The 19,991-nt window shown below is 66.1% G+C and carries 15 protein-coding genes; 8 read left to right on the forward strand and 7 right to left on the reverse strand.

The genetic code is table 11. The features are described from left to right. The 7 genes from KI242_RS30840 to tagH all read right to left on the reverse strand — a co-directional run bounded on the left by KI242_RS30840 (position 1) and on the right by tagH (position 9,614). Complete coding sequence (locus tag KI242_RS30840) at positions 1-735, reverse strand: protein phosphatase 2C domain-containing protein (protein WP_053160444.1); 735 nt, start codon at positions 733-735, stop codon at positions 1-3. After that, on the reverse strand, positions 736-1,389 hold the full coding sequence (gene tagF / locus KI242_RS30845; protein ID WP_053160446.1) for a type VI secretion system-associated protein TagF: 654 nt from the start codon (positions 1,387-1,389) through the stop codon (positions 736-738). Next, entirely contained in the window at positions 1,386-4,892 is a 3,507-nt protein-coding gene (gene tssM, locus KI242_RS30850) for a type VI secretion system membrane subunit TssM (protein WP_053160448.1), read from the reverse strand. The genes tagF and tssM overlap by 4 nt, the downstream gene beginning before the upstream one ends. Then, positions 4,889-6,214, reverse strand: coding sequence for a DotU family type VI secretion system protein (locus tag KI242_RS30855; protein ID WP_212805788.1), 1,326 nt, complete (start codon positions 6,212-6,214; stop codon positions 4,889-4,891). Before KI242_RS30855 ends, tssM begins: the two co-directional genes overlap by 4 nt. Positions 6,215-6,220: 6 nt before the next feature. Continuing rightward, on the reverse strand, positions 6,221-7,555 hold the full coding sequence (tssK, locus tag KI242_RS30860) for a type VI secretion system baseplate subunit TssK (protein ID WP_011064251.1): 1,335 nt from the start codon (positions 7,553-7,555) through the stop codon (positions 6,221-6,223). Between the two features lie 15 nt (positions 7,556-7,570). After that, positions 7,571-8,077 carry a type VI secretion system lipoprotein TssJ gene (tssJ, locus tag KI242_RS30865; protein ID WP_011064252.1) on the reverse strand — a complete coding sequence of 169 codons (507 nt, stop codon included), beginning with the start codon at positions 8,075-8,077 and terminating at the stop codon, positions 7,571-7,573. Between the two features lie 64 nt (positions 8,078-8,141). Beyond that, positions 8,142-9,614 carry a type VI secretion system-associated FHA domain protein TagH gene (tagH, locus tag KI242_RS30870; RefSeq protein ID WP_103290834.1) on the reverse strand — a complete coding sequence of 491 codons (1,473 nt, stop codon included), beginning with the start codon at positions 9,612-9,614 and terminating at the stop codon, positions 8,142-8,144. 392 nt (positions 9,615-10,006) lie between these two features. On the opposite strand from tagH, the gene tssA reads away from it, so the two are divergent. The 8 genes from tssA to tssH all read left to right on the forward strand — a co-directional run bounded on the left by tssA (position 10,007) and on the right by tssH (position 19,956). Continuing rightward, positions 10,007-11,026, forward strand: a complete 1,020-nt coding sequence (gene tssA / locus KI242_RS30875) for a type VI secretion system protein TssA (protein WP_041752688.1) — start codon at positions 10,007-10,009, stop codon at positions 11,024-11,026. A gap of 81 nt (positions 11,027-11,107) precedes the next feature. Continuing rightward, positions 11,108-11,623: a type VI secretion system contractile sheath small subunit gene (gene tssB, locus KI242_RS30880; RefSeq protein WP_011064255.1), complete on the forward strand. Its 516-nt coding sequence runs from the start codon at positions 11,108-11,110 to the stop codon at positions 11,621-11,623. A gap of 16 nt (positions 11,624-11,639) precedes the next feature. Next, on the forward strand, positions 11,640-13,133 hold the full coding sequence (gene tssC / locus KI242_RS30885; protein WP_011064256.1) for a type VI secretion system contractile sheath large subunit: 1,494 nt from the start codon (positions 11,640-11,642) through the stop codon (positions 13,131-13,133). A gap of 118 nt (positions 13,134-13,251) precedes the next feature. Further along, complete coding sequence (locus tag KI242_RS30890; protein WP_011064257.1) at positions 13,252-13,740, forward strand: type VI secretion system tube protein Hcp; 489 nt, start codon at positions 13,252-13,254, stop codon at positions 13,738-13,740. Positions 13,741-13,900: 160 nt separating this feature from the next. Continuing rightward, positions 13,901-14,416 carry a type VI secretion system baseplate subunit TssE gene (gene tssE, locus KI242_RS30895; protein WP_011064258.1) on the forward strand — a complete coding sequence of 172 codons (516 nt, stop codon included), beginning with the start codon at positions 13,901-13,903 and terminating at the stop codon, positions 14,414-14,416. Beyond that, positions 14,413-16,272 (forward strand): type VI secretion system baseplate subunit TssF, encoded by a 1,860-nt coding sequence (tssF, locus tag KI242_RS30900; protein ID WP_011064259.1) that lies wholly within the window; start codon positions 14,413-14,415, stop codon positions 16,270-16,272. The genes tssE and tssF overlap by 4 nt, the downstream gene beginning before the upstream one ends. Next, positions 16,236-17,288: a type VI secretion system baseplate subunit TssG gene (gene tssG / locus KI242_RS30905; protein WP_011064260.1), complete on the forward strand. Its 1,053-nt coding sequence runs from the start codon at positions 16,236-16,238 to the stop codon at positions 17,286-17,288. The genes tssF and tssG overlap by 37 nt, the downstream gene beginning before the upstream one ends. Beyond that, positions 17,281-19,956: a type VI secretion system ATPase TssH gene (gene tssH / locus KI242_RS30910; protein WP_011064261.1), complete on the forward strand. Its 2,676-nt coding sequence runs from the start codon at positions 17,281-17,283 to the stop codon at positions 19,954-19,956. The genes tssG and tssH overlap by 8 nt, the downstream gene beginning before the upstream one ends. Positions 19,957-19,991 lie beyond the last annotated feature (35 nt).

The following is a 19,991-nucleotide window of genomic DNA, read 5'->3' on the forward strand; positions in this document are numbered from 1 at the left end:
TCAGTGTCCTGCGGCCTTGATCACGATGGCGGTGATGTTGTCCGGAGCGCCCCGGGTCAGGCCCAGGTGGATCAGGCTGCGCACCACGTCATTGGGCTCGCTGTGGCTGAGCACGTCACGCAGCTCAAAGTCCTCGGCGGTCTTGTTCAGGCCGTCGCTGCACAGCAGGAAGGTGTCGCCGTCCTGCACCTGCAGGTCGACCTGGGACAGCTCCAGCTGGGCCTCGACGCCAATCGCCCGGGTCACGATGTTGGCCCGCGGGTGCACCCGCGCCTCGGCCTCGCTGAGCAGGCCGCTGTCCTGCAGGTCCTGGACGTAGCTGTGGTCCCGGGAAATGCCTTCCAGCTGTTCGTCCCGCAACCGGTACAGGCGGCTGTCGCCGGCCCACAGGCACACGGCCCGGGCCCCGCGTACCGCCAGCAGCACCACGGTGCTGCCCATCATGGTCACCCCACGGTTGGCGGTTTCCTCGCGCACCGCGGCGTTGACCGCGGCCAGGCCGTTGCGCAGCGCGGCGACATAGTCGTCCAGGCTGTCGGCGGCCGGAACCGCCCGCAGGCTGTCGACGATCAGGCTGCTGACATAGTCCCCGGCGGCGTGCCCGCCCATACCGTCGGCCACCAGCCACAGGCCGGTCTCCGGGGCTTCGAGCCAGGCGTCTTCATTGATTTTCCGCACCATGCCGACATGGCTGTAGCTGGCGGACTGGTAGGACAGTTGCGGCGCTGAACGCATTTAGACGGCACCCTCTTGTCCGAGCAAAAATTGCGCAAATTCACTGGCCGGCGGCAAGCCCTGGCAGCGCAACAGCATTGGGCTGATGTGCTGCGAACCGCGCCCCCACCAGGCACTCGATCCCGCGCAGGCCTGGGCTGCAAGTACCGCGCCCCGGGCCTGTGGATCGCTGACGTAAAACCGCTGCAGGCCGGCGTAGTGGCTGCCTTCGATCCGGCTGGCCGGGCTTGGCGCGCCCAGGGCCTGCAAGCCCTCTTCCAGGGCTTCGAAACTGGCGCCCTCTTCCAGGGTCGCCAGCAACAGCTCTTCCACCTGTTCGAACCACTGCTCCGGGCCGCCGACCAACGAAGCCAGGTCAGCCTCGGGCTCCAGCAGCGCAGCCACGGTCAGGGGGAAATAGCGCCCCACCCGGTCGATGCTCGGCATCACCACCCCGACCGCCGCCTGGGGCCCGCAGACCCCAGGGGCCAGGGCGAAGCGCCACAACGGGCTGATCAGGTAGGCGTTCAGCCACTGCTCGCCCAGGGCGTTCTGGCTGGCCAGCAGCCCCGCCGCCAGCCAACTGTCCCAGGGGCCGATGAAACTCTGCGGCAGGCCACGGCTGACAAAATCGCCGCGGCTGGCCAACTTGCCGTACAGGCCCGGCGCCGTCATAGCCGCTCCGGCAGGCTGAAGCCACTGAGCACCCGGCTCTTGAACGGGTTGAAGGCGCTGCTGGCCCGCAGCTCGTAGGAAATGCTCGCACCGTCCACCCGTAGCCGCAGGTTGAAGCGGTCCGGCGAATTGGTGGCGGTCAGGTCCGACTGCTCCAGCAGGCGGAACCAGGCCCAGGGGCCATCCAGGGTGATCCCGGAACGCCCGGTGGCCGAAGGCGGCATGATCGACAGGCGCACCACGCCGATGCTCCCCGGGTTGGGCCATTGCATGGCCACCGGCCGGCTCGGGCCGTGGTCGTAGCTCAGTTGCTGGCCGTCCAGGTCGAGGAGGAACTGGCTGATATTGGCGTCCATCGCCACCGGCTTGAGTTCGAAACGCACGGCCGGCTGGGTACCGCCACTGGAGCGGAAGAAGGCGTCGCGAATGTTCGAAGCGCGCTGGAAGGTCTGCAGCACGCCAGGGGAAATCCCCAGCTTCTGCGCCGCGCCTGGCTGCCAGCTCCAGGTGGTGGTCGAGGTGTTGACGTAGGGCTGCAGGTACTTGCGGAAGTAGTTGTCCATCACCCCGCCGGTGCCGAAGAACTGGCCGAAATCTTCCAGGGTCGCGTCCCGGGAGCTGCCCGGCGACATCGGGTAACGGCCGCTCAGGGACTGGCGATAGACGTTCACCACTTCGCTGACCCAGGCCGCGTTCAGCTGGTTGCGCACCCCGCCCATCATGGTGTTGGTGGTGGAGCCCACCACCGACTTGACCAGCCCCTGGACCACCGGAGGCTGGCGCTCGGCGGTCAGGCTGACCCGCGCCGCAGCGGCGCTGGCTTGGTTCTTGGCCTCGCCCAGCAGCGCGTCGCCGCTGGCCCCGACCATGGCGCTGACCTGCACGTACAGGGCGTTCATGTCCGCCAGCAGGCCGTCGATGGCCGCCGGCTCGCCCTCGCCCTTGCTCACCAGGCTGTTGAGTTCGGCGAAGTGCGCGCTCACCGGGTCTTCGCTGCTGGCCACGGCAGCCGGGTTGGCCGACTGTTCCTGGCCCAGCAGGGTACCCAGGCGTTGCTTGAGCTGGTCCACACCGCCCTCGACCTTCTGGCCCTGGGCCGCCAGCAGGCGTTCTTCCTGTTGCAGGTCGGTTTCCTTGGCCACGGCCACCAGCAGCTTCTTCAGCGGCGAAGTGGGCCCGGACAGAATCCGCAGCACGTCGGCGGCCTGGGCCACGCTGGTGATCGGCACGAAGTCGATGTCCGCCAGCAAGGCGTCCCACTGGCGCAGGTAATCCTGGAAGTACAGGCGGCGCACGTCGGCGGCAAGGCTGGCGACGTTCTGCTGGTCGGCCTGATCGCGACCCAGCACCCACTGTTCTTCCGCCAGGGTGCCTGCCTGGTTGAGGCTGGCCAGGAGGAAGCCCTGGCGGTAGCCCTTGGCGGTGAACAGCCCGCTCAGGGGCTCGCTCAACGGCTTGCCGCTCTTGCGGGTGAACACCAGCGCGGCGTCACGGCCACCGGCCTCGCTGAGGCGAAAGTCCGGCACGCCGTCCGGCAGCTTGGCGCGCTTGACCCGGTCATACACCCGCTGGGCCACCGGCAGCTGCTGCAGCTGGCGGCGCAGGTCGTCGATCAGGCGCTGGTCCAGGCGTGCGTTGGGCGGATGCTTCTCGAACAGCGCCTGCAGGTGGCCGGTCAGGGCCTGGCGTTGCTCGGGCGGCAGGTCGCGGGCCAGGGTGTGATCCCAGTCCAGGGTGATCCAGGCCTTGATGAAGTCCGGGTCGTAGTGCTCGCTGTCCGCCAGCATCAGGTAGGCCTTGAGCCCCTCGTAGAGGAAGTCCGAGTTGCCGCCGCTGTGCAGTTGCTCTTCGATGCGGGTCATCAACCGTGGGGCGAACACCGCCACCAGCAGCTTGCGATAGACGCTGGCGGACTCGGCTTCGAGCATGTCGCCCTGGTACAGGCCCAGGCCTTCGGCCCAGCCCGGGGCGTCGCCGGCCAGGTGGCGGGTGGCGTTGAGCAGCGGCAGCACCGCCAGCACATCGCGCTGGGCCGGGCTGAGGTTCTGCACGTCCTGGCGCACCGGGCCGACGCGCTGGTCGACCTGGGCAATGTAGGCCTGGTTGGCCCTGTAGCTGATGATCCACAAGGTGCTGACCACCAGCACCAGGGCTACGGTGCCAGCCAGGGCGCCACGGGCGATCCATTTGCGCCGGCGCTCGACCTTGGGGTTGACCCCCACCAGTCCGCGCTCGGCAAAGGCCACGGCACTGAACAGCTTCTCGATGAAGTAGCTGCGCCCGGTGCCGGTCTGCCGCGCCAGGTGCTGGCGGTCCAGGTTCATGCTCTGGGCCATGGCGCCGATCAGGCGGTCGATCGGGCTGCCTTCCTGGGTGCCGCTGGTGAAGTACACCCCGCGCAGCAGTACCCGCTCTTCGAAGGCATTGGGCTTGAACACCCCTTCCAGGAAGCTCTGCAAGGATTCCTTGAGCGCTGCGAACTGCTGCGGAAAGCCGTAGATCAGGTCGCGCCGCGCCGGGTCGCGTTCCTGCTGCAGGCGTTCCACCAGGCGCTCGTTGAGCCGCTGCTCCAGGGCCGCCAGTTCCGCCGGCAGGTGGGCCAGGGGGCTGTCACCGCTCTTGCCGTCGTCCAGGGCGAAGGTCATGCCCCAGACCTGGGCTCGCTCTTCCTTGCTCAGGGAGTCGAAGAACTCCATGAAACCCGGCACCAGATCGAGCTTGGTGAGCATCAGGTAGATCGGGAAGCGCACTCCCAACTGGGTGTACAGCTCCTGGATCCGCAGGCGGATCGCTGCGGCGTGGGCAGCGCGCTCCGCTTCGCTGCCGAGCAGCAGGTCGGAGAGGCTGATGGCAACGAAGGCGCCATCGATCGGCCGCCGCGAGCGCTGGGTTTTCAGCAGGTCGAGAAAGCCCAGCCAGGCCGCCTTGTCCACCGTGGCGTGGCTGTCCTGAGTGGTGTAGCGGCCGGCGGTATCGAGCAGCACGGCCTGGTCGGTGAACCACCAGTCGCAGTTGCGGGTGCCGCCCACGCCGCGTACGGCACCGGCGCCCAACTGGGCGGCCAGGGGGAAATGCAGGCCGGAATTGACCAGTGCGGTGGTCTTGCCGGAACCCGGCGGACCGATGATCACGTACCACGGCAGCTCGTAGAGATTGCGTCGCTCGTCACCGCCGAGCTTGGCCTTCTTCAGCAGCGCCAGGGCTTCGTCCATGCGCTGGCGCAGGGCGGCCAGTTCCTCGGCAGTGGCCACGCTGTCCGGGTCCGGCGGGGTGTCGGCGGCCAGGCTCTGCAAGACCTTGGCCGCATTCCGACGGGCCTGGATGATGCAAAACACCCGGTAGCCGATCCATAGCGCGAAGATGAAAATGATCAGCGCCCAACGCCGGCCTTCCGGTACCAGGAACTCCAGCAACGGGCCAATGAACCAGATGATCAGGCTCAGGGCGATCAGCCCCAGCAGCGGGATCACCCAGCGAATCACAAAACTGAAAAACGCCTTCACTCGACCCCCTCCGCCAATACGCTGATTTCTACCCGACGATTACGTGCCCGCCCTTCGGCGGTGGCATTGGTTGCCAGTGGCTCGGTGTCGCTGCGGCCTTCGGCGCTGAAGCGCTCCGGCTGCCCGGTCTTCGCCGCGAGGATCTGCAACACCGATTCGGCCCGCGCCTGGGACAGCTTCCAGTTGGACGGGAAGCGCAAGGTGGCGATCGGTCGGTTGTCGCTGTGGCCGGTGATCCGTACCTGGCCCTTGACCTTGCGCACGGCGTCGGCGATGCGCAGCATCAGCGGCTGGTAGTCGTCGAGGATGCTGGCGCTGGCCGAGGCGAACAGCTCGTCGCCACGGATGGTCACCACCGAACGGTCGACGGCATCTTCCACCGCCACCCGCCCGGCCTTGATGTCCTCGGCGAGGAAGCCCGCCAGGCGCGGACGCTCGACAATCTTCGGCTGGATCACCGGGCGGTCCAGGGTCTGCACCGGGATCTCGCCCAGGGCATGGATGTTCTTGAACACCGGCTCGGCGTCCGCCGCCAGTTTCAGGCGCAGGCCGAACAGCAGCGCCAGGAGCAGGGCCACGCCGATGGCGATGCCGACCCAGGGCGGCATGAACTGGGCCAGCCGGTCACGGGCCACGGTGACCCCGCGCCAGTGTGGCGACAGCTCGCGCTCGTGCTCGCCACGGGCGCTGCGGATGGTGGCCGCGGTGCGCTCGCGCAGGGCCTCGAGCTGGCTGCGACCATCGATCATCACCCGGTAGCGGCCTTCGAAACCCAGGCACATGCACAGGTACAACAGCTCCAGCAGGTACAGGCGCTCGCGCGGGCTTTGCAGGCAGTGCTCCAGCAGCTGGAAGACCTTCTCGCCGCCCCAGGCCTCGTTGTGCACGGTGATCAGCAGGCTCTGCTTGCCCCAGTCGCTGGTGCTGCCCCAGGGCGTGCTCAGCACGGCTTCATCCAGGGCAGTACAGAGCGCATAGCGCGCCAGCAGCACGTCGTTGCGCGGCACGCCGGCCGCTTCCGCGCGCTCCTCGAACTGGCGCAGGTAGGCCAGCAGTTGCGCCCGCAGGCTGGCCGGCGCCGGGTGCGCCAGGGTGCTGCGCAGCCTTGTGAGCAAGGCCAGCAGTGGGCCCGCGGCGCTTTCCAGGGGGTTCAGGCCACGGGCCTGGCCGGCCGGCAGCGGCGCCGCCGGCATGGCCAGCGACGGCGCGGGCGCAACAGCTGGGCGCCCGGGCTCGGGAGCACGGCCACCGGGGCGCGGCATGAATTGGGTACGGTCGTTGGGCGGGGACGGCTGCCCTGGCGAATCGTCGAAAGGATGCATCGCGACTTATCCTCGAATGGCCCAGAAGGCCAGGTTCAAGCCCGGGAATTCTCCCGCGACGTGGAACGCGAAGCCGCCGGAGTGAACCAGTTGTTTCCAGTGCTCGCTGCCACGGTCCAGCTCGTAGTAGGTCGAGCCTGCGTGGTACGGCAGTTGCCGCGGCGCCACCGGCAGCGGCAGCAGGCCGATGCCCGGCAGCTGCAGGTTGACCAGGTCGCGGATGTGCTCCACCGAACCCACCTTGCTCTGCTGGGCGAAGCGCCCGCGCAGGGTTTCGCCCGGCACGTCGGCACGCACCACCAGGATGAAGCTGGCGTTCTCCAGCAGGGTGCGGTCGGCCAGCATCGCCACGTGTACGCCGTAGGCTTTCTCGACGATGGGGATCGGCGTTGCCTTGCTGTCGATCAGCATCGACAGCGCTTCACGCAGGGCCTGCATCACCGGGGCGAAACTCATGGCCAGCTCATCGTGCTGGTACTGCGGGTATTGCTCAGGGCGCCGGGCGCTGTGGGTGAAGGTCGAGAACTCGCCGGCCAGGCTCACCAGCTCGCTAAACAGGCGCTCGGGGTGCAGCGGGCTGATCTGGCTCAGGTGGTTGACCAGGGGCTGGGCGCGGTTCACCAGTTGCAGGAGCATGAAGTCGGCGATTTCCGAAGCGCCCCCCGCGCCCGATGCCACCACGCGCCCGGCCAGGGCTTCGCCGCGCTGGTGCAGCAGGCCCAGCAGCTCGCTGCGAAAGGCGCTCAACGGCTTGGACGCGGCCACGTCCAGCACTGGCGGAATGTAGCTGTCGTCCAGCACCAGAGCACGGTCGGCGCGTTTCTCCTTGACCCGCACCACGCCAATGGCGGCGTAGTCGCTGAGGCCGTCCTGGGCGGTGAGCAGGCGCAGGGCCCGAGAGCCCACGGCCACCGGTGCGCGGTTCTCGAACGGTGCGTTGTCGTCACGCACCTCGCGCACCTGGCTCAGGTAGCGGGCACCGCCCAGCTCTTCGCCCTCGTCCACGGTGTCCCGGGCGCCGGCGCGCTTGAGGGGCAGCGCCAGGTACACCAGGCCGTCACGCAGGTTGTCGTCGATGCACAGCGGGCTGGGCGCCAGGTCGTCATGGGGAATGTTGAACGGGGTACCGTCGGGCAGCAGGCCACGGGCGCTGACGATGGCCAGCTTGCCCTGGGCCAGCAGGCCCTGATCGATACGCAGCTCGGAGAACCCCCAGGCTCCCGTCGACAGCGGGCGGCTGCGGGCGTCGATGAGGTTTTCCAGGTAACGGTCATGCTGCTGGAAGTGCTGGGTTCCAATGAACATGCCTTCCGACCAGACCACGCGATTGTTCCAGGACATGGTTGCTCCGATTGCCTATTGGGCAGGGCTGGATGGGGATGCCACGAGCTCGGCGCTGACCGCGCGGACGTCGAGGACGATCTGATATTGATTGCTCAGGCGCTGCGCGGTGTTGACCCCGACCCGCCACAGGGCCTGGTCCACTTCGCGATAGCCCACCAGCAGGCCGACCTGACGGGTGGCCGGGTCCAGGGTGCGCTTGAGGGTGAACTGGTCGCCGGGCTTGACCAGCACTTCATCCTGGTCGATCAGGTCCGGGCCGAGGGTAGCCGGCGCCCGCTCCGCCAGGGCGAAGTAGTCGGCGCGCATGAAGGTGGCCGGATTCTTCAGCTCGAAGATCCGTACCCGCACCGGCGTGCTCTGGCCATCAGGCCCGGGGTTGAGCCCGCTGACCGCCTGGAAATGCAGCTCCACAGTCGTGGCGCCGGGCGCTTCCTTGGCCGGTTCGCCGGGAGGTGGTGTGTCCTTGGCACAGGCCGCCAGTACCAGCATGGCAACCAATGTCAGCAATCGTTGAATCATCCTGCGTCCTCAATGACGTATCAGCTGTCCGTGTATCCGTGTTTTTCGGGTGTTCCAGGCGCGCTCAGGAACGGCGCAGCCGGTGGGTGTGTTCTTCATAGGCGCGGCTGAACTCACGACCGAAGAGGTCCTGGAAATCGTCCTGGGCCTCTTGGGAAATCTGTTTGTAGAGTGCAGTGAACTGCTGCCAGTTCTGCGCCTGGCGCGAGCCGCTGAACAGGTTGCCCAGGCCGCCGGGGCGAGCCATGCGGGCTTCCAGTTCAGTGGGCTCGAAGCGCCCCAGCAGGTGCTTGATGGCCGCTTCCACACCGGCCATGACCGCCAGCTGGTGCGCCCGCAGGTCATCGAAACTGTCCTGCACGGCCTGATCCGGAGCCATGAATGCCTGGTTGCTGTGACGCAGCAGCAGGAGCATCGCCTCGTCCACATTGGGGGCGAACTTCAGCGGGTTGTTTTCCACCGGGCGGATCATCGTCTGCTGCATGCGGAACTCGCCCTTGAGGCTGCTGCGGGCACGCAACACATCGATCAGGCCCTCGACCATCAACCGGTAGCTGCGACCCAGGCTTTCCATCTGGGCCTGGGCCTGCTGCGGCTCGATACGCAGTTGATCGAGCCCGGCCCCGCGCAGGAAGGCCTGGAGCAGATCCCCCTGGGGGGCGACCGGGGCCGGCGCGGGCGTGACAACAGGAGCCAGCTCCACTTCGGAAACCACCGGTGCCACGGGCGCCTGGGCGATCGGCTGTGGCTGCGGCTGCGGCTGCGCGGGTTCTGCCGCGAACGAGGCCTGGTGGGCAATCGGCGCGGCAGCAACCACCGGCGGGGCAACCACGGGCGGCGCACTGGGCACTGGCGCAGGGCTTGCGGGCGTCGAGCCGAACAGGTCCCAGTCCTCCGGAATCACCGCCCCGCCCTGGGGCGCCGATGGCTCAGGCGGTGCCACGGGCTGGGGCACCGCGGTGGGGGTCGGCGGGCGAAAATCGTGCTGCTCGGCCGGCACGTGGTCCGGCTGGGTGGCCGGCGGGGTCGCGCTGGGGGCGAGAAAGTCGAACAGATCGGGAAAGGTGTCCTGGGCCGAGGCACCCTGGAAGTGCGCCACCGGGGCCATGGAAATCGGTTCGATGGGGGTCGGCGAAGCCGCCTGACGCCCCATCAGCGCCTCGAAACTATTGGAGCTGTCCCCGGAAAAGGGTTCAGCCCCCGGGCGGTTCAGACTGAAATCGATGCGCGCACTGATTTCATAATCGCCAATGCGAATAACCTCGCCATCTTCCAGAGGCTCGCTGCTACCCCGGCGCATACGAATACCGGCACGGACTAACTCCACACCATTAGTACTGTTATCGGTCAAATAATAACGGCCATCCTTGTATTGGATGACACAGTGCCGCGCGGAAACTAAGCGTTCGGGATCAGGAAGTACCCAGTCATTATCGGAACTGCGGCCAATTGCCATCATTCCCTGGTCCATTAGTTTTTCAGGGCATTGACCAGGGGTAATCTTGTGATAACTAGTGATAGTCAAACACAGCGACATCGCGCCTCCTTGCTGTACTTCCGCGTGCGAACCGGCGAAGGGAAAAAAGTTCCGTGAAAAAATGAAAAGTCCGCAAAAAATCCTTTAAACAGCGCCGTTCACAGCATGATCGCTTAACTTAAACTACACGCATGACAAAAGCTTTTCGTACCGCCCCGATCTGACTCGCCGGTCAAGGAGCTATAAGGCGACATAACACTGTCATGCGGGGCGAATAGCTTACCTTGACAAGGCACAACTACTACACCAAAAATGCACAACTTCTTGAACACGGATGATGGCTCACTAGTATCAACGAGTCCATATAAACCAAGAAATGTGCGCGAGTTCACAAACAAACTAGTGCATTAATTGCCTGACTGTCCTGCAGGCTGATAGGGAGATCAAACCAGGTGGATGTACCGATGTTGCTCGCCGCGGTTTCAGCAACTTCGCCTTGTGGCGAAGACCTGGAATATGACGCGGATTTCTTGCACTTGGAGCGGGCCGCACAGGGCCAGCCCGAGCGCAGCATGGGCGACTCGATCCTGCCGGCCGAGCCGCCGGACTGGCGCAGCATCCAGCAACAGAGCCTGGACCTGCTGGCGCGCAGCAAAGACCTGCGCATCACCCACTTCCTCCTGCAGAGCACCCTGGCCCTCGAAGGCCTGCCGGGCCTGGCCACCAGCCTCGAACTGATCGACGGCCTGCTCCGGGATTACTGGGCGGACCTGCATCCGCGCCTGGACGCCGACGACGACAACGACCCCACGGTGCGTATCAACGCCCTGGCCGGCCTGGCGTCCGACACCACCATCGGCCTGCTCCGCGAAGCCATCCTGACCCGTTCCCGGACCTTCGGCCCGGTGAGCCTGCGAGCCGCGCTGAACGCCGCCGGCCTGCAGCACTTTTCCGGCGAGAGCCTGGGCTCCGACCACCTGGCCGGCGCCCTGCAAGACAGCGACCCCGAGCACCTGGATGCGATTCGCAGCGCCTTGAACGCAGCCCGCTCGGCGGCCGAAAGCATCGAGAAACAGGTCAGCGAACAAGTAGGCTCGGCCAGCGGTGTAGACCTCACGGCCCTCAAGCAACCCCTGCGCCTGGCGCTGCAGGTGCTGGGCCAGCACGCCCCGCAAGGCGCGCAGAACGCGGTCGAGGAACACGCCGATGGGCCGTCCACCGAAGAGCCCGGTGCGCCCGCAGCGCCAGCCCCGGTACGGATTTCCGGCGAGATCAGCAGCCGCGAAGACGTGCTGCGCAGCCTTGACCGGCTGCTGGCCTACTACAGCCGCCACGAGCCTTCGAGCCCGTTGCCGGTGCTGCTCAACCGGGCCAAGAACCTGGTCAACGCCGACTTCGCGGCCATCGTGCGCAATCTGATTCCCGACGGCATGTCCCAATTTGAAAACCTGCGCGGCCCTGAATCCGACTAACCCCGGAACAACCGAGCAGTATCGTCAGCGGCAACCACCGACCGACGCCAACACCGTCGCAGCAGCGACCAGGAGCACAACGTGGCGAAGCAAAGTTCTCAAAAGTTCATCGCGCGCAACCGCGCGCCCCGGGTGCAGATCGAGTACGACGTCGAACTCTACGGCGCCGAGAAAAAGGTCCAGCTGCCCTTCGTCATGGGCGTGATGGCCGACCTCGCCGGCAAGCCCGTGGAGCCCCTGGCGGCCGTGGCCGATCGCAAGTTCCTGGAAATCGACGTCGATAACTTCGACTCGCGCCTCAAGGCCATGCAGCCTCGGGTGGCCTTCCACGTGCCCAACGAACTGACCGGCGAAGGCAACCTGAGCCTGGACATCACCTTCGAGAGCATGGACGACTTCAGCCCGGCGGCCGTGGCGCGCAAGGTCGATTCGTTGAACCAGTTGCTGGAAGCCCGCACCCAGCTGGCCAACCTGCTGACCTACATGGACGGCAAGACCGGCGCCGAAGAAATCATCATGAAAGCCATCAAGGATCCGGCGTTGCTCCAGGCCCTGGCCAGTGCGCCAAAGCCTGCTGACTCCGAGCCGAACGCGTAAATCAGGACCAACGATCATGACCGAATTGATGCGTGACAATCAGGCGCAACCCGGCGCCACCGAGCAGGCCAGCGAATTCGCATCGCTGCTGCTGCAGGAATTCAAGCCCAAGACCGAGCGTGCTCGCGAAGCCGTGGAAACCGCGGTGCGGACCCTGGCCGAACAGGCCCTGGCGCAGACCGACCTGGTGTCCAACGACGCCATCAAGTCGATCGAGTCGATCATCGCCGCCATCGACGCCAAGCTCACCGCCCAGGTCAACCAGGTGATCCATCACCCGGAATTCCAGAAGCTGGAAAGCGCCTGGCGCGGCCTGCACTACCTGGTGAACAACACCGAGACCGACGAGCAGCTCAAGATCCGCGTGCTCAACATCTCCAAGCCGGAGCTGCACAAGACCCTGAAGAAATTCAAGGGCACGGCCTGGGACCAGAGCCCGCTCTTCAAGAAGATGTACGAAGAGGAATACGGCCAGTTCGGCGGCGAGCCTTACGGCTGCCTGGTGGGCGACTACTACTTCGACCAGTCGCCACCGGATGTCGAGCTGCTGGGCGAGCTGTCCAAGGTTTGCGCCGCCATGCACTCGCCGTTCATCGCCGCGGCTTCGCCGACCGTGATGGGCATGGGCTCGTGGCAGGAACTGTCGAACCCGCGCGACCTGACCAAGATCTTCACCACCCCGGAATACGCCGGCTGGCGCTCGCTGCGTGAATCGGAAGACTCGCGCTACATCGGCCTGACCATGCCGCGCTTCCTGGCGCGCCTGCCATACGGTGCCAAGACCGACCCGGTGGAAGCCTTCGCCTTCGAGGAAAACACCGACGGCGCCGACAGCTCCAAGTACACCTGGGCCAACGCCGCCTACGCCATGGCCGTGAACATCAACCGTTCGTTCAAGCATTTCGGCTGGTGCTCGCGGATCCGCGGCGTGGAGTCCGGCGGCGAGGTGGAAAACCTCCCGGCCCACACCTTCCCCACCGACGACGGTGGCGTGGACATGAAGTGCCCGACCGAGATCGCCATCTCCGACCGTCGTGAAGCGGAACTGGCGAAGAACGGCTTCATGCCACTGCTGCACAAGAAGAACACCGACTTCGCCGCCTTCATCGGCGCCCAGTCGCTGCAGAAGCCGGCCGAATACGACGACCCGGACGCCACCGCCAACGCCAACCTGGCCGCGCGCCTGCCGTACCTGTTCGCCACTTGCCGCTTCGCTCACTACTTGAAGTGCATCGTGCGCGACAAGATCGGCTCCTTCAAAGAGAAGGACGAGATGCAGCGCTGGTTGCAGGACTGGATCCTCAACTACGTCGACGGTGATCCGGCGCACTCCACCGAAACCACCAAGGCCCAGCACCCACTGGCCGCGGCGGAAGTGGTGGTCGAGGAAGTCGAAGGCAACCCCGGCTACTACAACTCGAAGTTCTTCCTGCGCCCGCACTACCAGCTCGAAGGGCTGACCGTGTCGTTGCGCCTGGTATCCAAACTGCCGTCCGCCAAGGGCGCCTAACCCATAACCGACTCAAACCTGCGGCCGCAGCCACAGGCCGCGCGAGGTCCACAGGGCCTCGCGCAGCGGCGACAGAAGCTGAATCAACATCGTGGCAAGTGCCACACAGGGAGAAAACATGGCTGTTGATATTTTCATCAAGATCGGTGACATCAAGGGCGAGTCCATGGACAAAGCCCACAAGGACGAAATCGACGTGTTGAACTGGAGCTGGGGCATGTCCCAGTCCGGCAACATGCACGTTGGCGGTGGCGGCGGCGCGGGCAAGGTGAACATCCAGGACCTATCGCTGACCAAGTACGTGGACAAGGCATCGCCGAACCTGATGATGCATTGCTCCAGCGGCAAGCACATCGACAAGGTGCGCCTGACCGTGCGCAAGGCCGGCGGCGAAAGCCAGGTCGAGTACATGATCATCGACCTGGAAGAAGTGCTGATCACTTCGCTGAGCACCGGCGGTTCGGGCAGCGATGACCGCCTGACCGAAAACATCACCCTGAACTTCGCTCAGGTGATGGTCGAGTACCAGCCGCAGAAAGCCGACGGCACCAAGGACGGCGGCCCGATCAAGTACGGCTGGAACATCCGCTCCAACACCAAGCGCTGATCCGCTTCGGTCGCCGCCCCGTGGCGGCGACCGGCCCGGCCCTCGCGTTGCGCCTGGCGCAACGCGAGGACGGTTGGCCAGGACCGCGTCCTCGTGAGTCTTTGGTTATGCCCCTTTTCGTGACGTCATGCCTGCGCAATCCGATCCTGGAGCGAACCCCTTGGTAACCGACATCGCCGCCCGCGATCGCTTGCAACCCTCCCTGCTGGATCGTCTGACCGACGATGAACCCGGCAACCTGAAAGAAAGCCCGGACAAACGCGTGCTGTCCCTGAGCCAGCTCAAGGCCTCGGTACTGCGCGACCTGGCCTGGCTGCTCAACACCACTTCCCTGCTGGAAGCCGACGCCACCCTGCACACCCCCGCCGGTACTTCGGTGGTCAACTACGGCCTGCCGGCCCTGGCCGGGTACAGCGCTTCGAGCATCGATATCCCGGCCCTGGAGGCGCTGATCCACCAGGCCATCGCCACCTTTGAGCCGCGCATCCTGCGCAGCACCCTGCGGGTACGCGCACGCACCGCTCCCGGGGAAATGAACCACAACGCCCTGAGCTTCGAGATCGAAGGCGACCTCTGGGCTCAGCCGATGCCCCTGCGTCTGCTGCTGCAAACCGACATGGACCTGGAATCGGGCCACGTACGAGTGGTGCACGCCGACTCCCGGAGGCGCTCATGAACCCGCGCCTGCTGGAGCTGTACAACCAGGAACTGCACCACGTGCGCGAAAGCGCCGCGGAGTTCGCCAAGGAATTCCCGAAGATCGCCAGCCGCCTGACCCTGTCGGGCATGGACTGCGCCGACCCCTATGTCGAGCGCCTGCTGGAGGGCTTCGCCTACCTGACTGCCCGGGTGCAGCTCAAGCTCGACGCCGAGTACCCAACCTTCACCCACAACCTGCTGGAGATCGCCTACCCGCACTACCTGGCACCGACCCCGTCGATGACCGTGGTGCAGTTGCAGGCCGATCCCGACGAAGGTTCGCTGAGCAGCGGCTTCACCCTGGAGCGCGACACCAGCCTGCGCGCCGCCCTGGGCCGCGATACCCAGACCTGCTGCGAATACCGCACCGCGCACTCGGTGACCCTGTGGCCACTGCAAGTGGCCCAGGCCGAATACTTCGGCAACCCGTCGGCAGTGCTCGGGCGCCTGGCCGCCAGCGAGCCCAGGGCCAAGGCCGGGCTGCGCCTGACCCTGCGCACCGGCGCCGAACTGCCGTTCAACAGCCTGGCCCTGGACGAGTTGCCGCTGTACCTGAACGGCAATGACGAACAGCCGTTCCGCCTCTACGAACAACTGCTGGGCAACGTCTGCGCGGTGTTCGCCCGGGCCCCGGGCGGCGACTGGGTCGAGCGCCTGCCCCCGGACGCCCTGCGCTCGCGCGGTTTCGACGACCGCGACGCGGCGCTGCCGGTGGTGCCCCAGGCCTTCCAGGGCTACCGCCTGCTGCAGGAATACTTCGCCCTGCCCAACCGCTTCCTGTTCGTCGAATTCGCCCAGCTGGGGCGCGCGGTCCAGCGCTGCGCCGGCCAGGAGCTGGAGCTGATCGTGCTCTTCGAGCGCTTCGACCAGAGCCTGGAAGGCAGCGTCGGCACCGCTCAGTTCGTGCCCTTCTGCACCCCGGCGATCAACCTGTTTCCCAAGCGCCTGGACCGTATCCACCTGTCCGACCGGGTCAACGAGCACCATGTGATCGCCGACCGCACCCGACCGATGGATTTCGAGGTCCACTCGCTGACCGCCATCAGCGGCCACGGCACCGGCCCGGAACAGCCGTTCCTGCCGTTCTACGCCGTGCGCGATCCATCCCGCTACGGCCGCGACCAGTCCTACTACATCGTCCGGCGCGAGCCGCGGGTGCTGTCCAGCGACCAGCGTCGCAACGGCCCGCGCTCCACCTACATCGGCAGCGAATCCTTCGTCAGCCTGGTGGACAGCCAGCAGGCGCCCTATCGCCACGACCTGCGCCAGCTCGGGGTCAGCGCGCTGTGCACCAACCGCGACCTGCCACTGTTCATGAACACCGGCAACGGCAAGACCGACTTCACCCTGGCCGACAGCGCCCCGGTACAGGCCATCCGCTGCCTGGCGGGCCCGAGCCGGCCGCGCCCCAGCCATGCCCACGACGGCAAGGCCTGGCGCCTGATCAGCCAGCTATCGCTGAACTACCTGTCCCTGAGCGAACAGGGCCAGGGCGCGGCGGCCCTGCGCGAACTGCTGCGGTTGTACGGCGACAGCAACGACGCGGCCCTGCAGTTGCAGATCGAGGGCCTGCGGGAAGTCAGCAGCAAGGCGGTGACCCGGCGCCTGCCGATGCCCGGGCCGATCGTCTTCGGCCGGGGCCTGGAGATCACCCTGGAGTTCGATGAAAACGCGTTCCGCGGCACCGGGGTGTTTCTGCTCGGCGCGGTATTCGAGCGCTTCCTGGCACGTTATGTGTCGATCAACAGTTTTACCGAGACGGTGATCCGTACCACCGAACGCGGCGAGATCATGCGATGGAAAGCCAAGCCCGGACGTCGTCCGACTCTTTGAATACGCTGACGGCGATGCACGCCGAGCCTTGGGAGTACGACTTCTTCCAGGCCCTGCGGCGTATCGAATGCCTGTCGCCGCAACTGCCGCGCTTCGGTCACTCCGTGCGCCTGGCGGACGATCCGCTGCGCCTGGGACAGCAGGCCGACTGCAGCTTCGCCCCGGCCACCCTGGCCTCGGTCACCCCCGGCAGCGACGGCGCCGCGACCCGCCTGGAGCAGTTCTTCTTCGGCCTCGGCGGGCCCAACGGGCCGTTGCCGCTGCACATCACCGAATACGTGCGCGAGCGCCAGCGCAACAACGCCGACAGCACCAGCAAGCGCTTTCTCGATGTGTTCCACCACCGCCTGCTGAGCCTGTTCTATCGGGCCTGGGCCGAAGCCCGACCGACGGTGAGCCACGATCGCCCGGACGACGACTACTGGTCGGCGCGGCTGGCGGCGCTGTCGGGCCGGGGCATGCCCAGCCTGCTCAAGCAGGGTCTGATAGCCGACACCGCCAAGCTGCATTACAGCGGCCACCTGGCGGCCCAGACCCGCTACCCGGACGGCTTGCGGGCGATCATCAGCGAGTATTTCGGCCTGCCGGTGCAGATCGAGGAATATGTCGGCCAGTGGCTGGAGTTGCCCGAACGCAGCCGGGTCGGGGTGCAATCCCATCAGCTGGGGGTGGATTTCTGCCTGGGCAGCCACGTCTGGGACCGCCAGCACAAGTTCCGCATCCGCCTCGGCCCGATGAAACTGGACGACTACCTGGGGATGCTGCCCGACGGCCAGCAATTCCAGGAACTGGTGGCCTGGGCCGCCGAATACCTGGGCTTCGAGCTGGACTGGGACCTGAACCTGGTCCTGCTCAAGGACGAAGTGCCCAAGCTGCAACTCAACGGCCGCCAGCGCCTGGGTTTCAACACCTGGCTCGGCCAACCCGGCAGCGATGCCAAGGATCTAATACTGGCCCGGCACTACGCCGACCTGGCCACTACCTCACGTACACCAAGGAGCACAGAGCATGGGTGAAATCAGTCGCGCGGCGCTGTTCGGCAAACTCAACAGCGTTGCCTACAAAGCCATCGAAGCCGCCACGGTCTTCTGCAAATTGCGGGGCAACCCCTATGTGGAACTGGCCCACTGGTTTCACCAGTTGCTGCAACTTACGGACTCGGACCTGCACCGCATCATCCGCCAGTTCAACCTGGAGCCGGCGCGCCTGGCCAAGGACCTAACCGAGGCCCTGGACCGCCTGCCCCGGGGCTCGACCTCGATCACCGACCTGTCGTCCCACGTCGAGGAGGCGGTGGAGCGCGGTTGGGTCTACGGCAGCCTGATGTTCGGCGAAAGCCAGGTGCGCACCGGCTACCTGGTGATCGGCATCCTCAAGACCCCGAGCCTGCGCCATGCGTTGCTGGGGCTGTCCCGCGAGTTCGACAAGATCAAGGTCGAGACCCTGTGCGAGCGCTTTGACGAATACATCGGCGACTCGCCGGAAAACGCCCTGAGCGCCAGCGACGGCTTCAGTGCCGGTGCGGTGCCCGGCGAAGCCAGCGGCGCCATGGCCCCCAGCGCCCTGGGCAAGCAGGAAGCCCTCAAGCGCTTCACCGTCGACCTCACCGAACAGGCCCGCAGCGGCAAGCTCGACCCCATTGTCGGCCGTGACGAAGAGATCCGCCAACTGGTGGACATCCTCATGCGCCGCCGGCAGAACAACCCGATCCTCACCGGTGAAGCCGGGGTGGGCAAGACCGCGGTGGTGGAAGGTTTCGCCCTGCGCATCGTCGCCGGCGACGTGCCGCCGGCGCTCAAGGACGTTGAACTGCGCAGCCTCGACGTCGGCCTGCTGCAGGCCGGCGCCAGCATGAAGGGCGAGTTCGAACAGCGCCTGCGCCAGGTCATCGAGGACGTCCAGGCCTCGCCCAAGCCGATCATCCTGTTCATCGACGAAGCCCACACGCTGGTGGGCGCCGGTGGCGCCGCCGGCACCGGCGACGCGGCCAACCTGCTCAAGCCGGCCCTGGCCCGTGGCACCCTGCGCACCGTGGCCGCCACCACCTGGGCCGAGTACAAGAAGCACATCGAGAAAGACCCGGCCCTGACCCGGCGCTTCCAGGTGGTGCAAGTAGCCGAACCTTCGGAAGACAAGGCGCTGCTGATGATGCGCGGCGTGGCCTCGACCATGGAACAGCACCATCAGGTGCAGATCCTCGACGAAGCCCTGGAGGCCTCGGTCAAACTGTCCCATCGCTACATTCCCGCGCGCCAGTTGCCGGACAAATCCGTCAGCCTGCTGGATACCGCTTGCGCCCGCGTCGCCATCAGCCTGCACGCCGTGCCGGCCGAGGTGGACGATAGCCGCCGGCGCATCGAGGCCCTGGAAACCGAGCTGCAGATCATCGCTCGGGAACAGGCGATCGGCGTTGCCATTGGCAACCGCCAGGTCAACAGCGAGAACCTCCTGACTGCCGAGCGCGAGCGCCTGGCCGAGCTGGAAAGTCGCTGGGCACAAGAGAAGACCCTGGTGGACGAACTGCTGGCAACCCGCGCCCAATTGCGGGAAAACGTCGGCCTAGTGGACAGCGACGTCGGCGACGACAGCCACGGCCTGCGGGAAAAACTGGTGGACCTGCAACAGCGCCTCAGCACTCTGCAAGGCGAGACCCCGCTGATCCTGCCGACCGTGGACTACCAGGCCGTGGCCTCGGTGGTCGCCGACTGGACCGGCATTCCAGTGGGGCGCATGGCCCGCAACGAGCTGGAAACCGTGCTCAACCTGGACCAGCACCTGAAGAAACGCATCATCGGCCAGGACCACGCCCTGCAGATGATCGCCAAGCGCATCCAGACCTCCCGCGCCGGCCTCGACAACCCCAACAAGCCGATCGGCGTGTTCATGCTGGCCGGCACTTCCGGGGTGGGCAAGACCGAAACCGCCCTGGCCCTGGCCGAAGCCATGTATGGCGGTGAGCAGAACGTCATCACCATCAACATGAGCGAGTTCCAGGAAGCCCATACCGTGTCCACCCTCAAGGGCGCCCCGCCGGGCTATGTCGGCTACGGCGAAGGTGGCGTGCTCACCGAAGCGGTACGGCGCAAGCCCTACAGCGTGGTGCTGCTGGACGAAGTGGAAAAGGCCCACCCGGACGTGCACGAGATCTTCTTCCAGGTATTCGACAAGGGCGTCATGGAAGACGGCGAAGGCCGCATGATCGACTTCAAGAACACCCTGATCCTGCTCACCACCAACGCCGGCACCGAGCTGATCGCCAACGTCTGCAAGAACCCGCAGGCGGTGCCCGAGCCGGAGGAAATCGCCAAGGCCCTGCGCCAGCCACTGCTGGAGATCTTCCCGCCGGCACTGCTGGGGCGCCTGGTGACCATTCCCTACTACCCGCTGAGCGACGAGATGCTCAAGGCCATCACCCGCCTGCAACTGGGGCGGATCAAGAAGCGCGTGGAAAGCACCCACAAGGTGGATTTCGATTTCGACGACGAGGTCATCGACCTGATCGTCTCGCGCTGCACCGAGACCGAAAGCGGCGGGCGGATGATCGACGCCATCCTGACCAACAGCCTGCTGCCGGACATGAGCCGCGAGTTCCTCAACCGCATGCTCGAAGGCCGCGCCCTGGCCGGGGTGCGCATCAGCCAGCGCGACAACGAACTGCACTACGACTTCAGCGAGCCGGCCTGACCCCACGCCCTGCGCAGGAGCCGGCTTGCCAGCGA

Origin of the sequence: Pseudomonas sp. Eqa60, assembly GCF_018326405.1 — a bacterium.
Taxonomy (GTDB): domain Bacteria; phylum Pseudomonadota; class Gammaproteobacteria; order Pseudomonadales; family Pseudomonadaceae; genus Aquipseudomonas; species Aquipseudomonas protegens.

Coding starts and splice junctions, on each gene's coding strand:
- KI242_RS30840 (WP_053160444.1), bottom strand. CDS start 735: ATGCGTTCAGCGCCGCAACTGTCCTACCAGTCCGCCAGCTACAGCCAT.
- tagF (WP_053160446.1), bottom strand. CDS start 1,389: ATGACGGCGCCGGGCCTGTACGGCAAGTTGGCCAGCCGCGGCGATTTT.
- KI242_RS30855 (WP_212805788.1), bottom strand. CDS start 6,214: ATGCATCCTTTCGACGATTCGCCAGGGCAGCCGTCCCCGCCCAACGAC.
- tssK (WP_011064251.1), bottom strand. CDS start 7,555: ATGTCCTGGAACAATCGCGTGGTCTGGTCGGAAGGCATGTTCATTGGA.
- tssJ (WP_011064252.1), bottom strand. CDS start 8,077: ATGATTCAACGATTGCTGACATTGGTTGCCATGCTGGTACTGGCGGCC.
- tagH (WP_103290834.1), bottom strand. CDS start 9,614: ATGTCGCTGTGTTTGACTATCACTAGTTATCACAAGATTACCCCTGGT.
- tssC (WP_011064256.1), top strand. CDS start 11,640: ATGACCGAATTGATGCGTGACAATCAGGCGCAACCCGGCGCCACCGAG.
- KI242_RS30890 (WP_011064257.1), top strand. CDS start 13,252: ATGGCTGTTGATATTTTCATCAAGATCGGTGACATCAAGGGCGAGTCC.
- tssF (WP_011064259.1), top strand. CDS start 14,413: ATGAACCCGCGCCTGCTGGAGCTGTACAACCAGGAACTGCACCACGTG.
- tssG (WP_011064260.1), top strand. CDS start 16,236: ATGGAAAGCCAAGCCCGGACGTCGTCCGACTCTTTGAATACGCTGACG.
- tssH (WP_011064261.1), top strand. CDS start 17,281: ATGGGTGAAATCAGTCGCGCGGCGCTGTTCGGCAAACTCAACAGCGTT.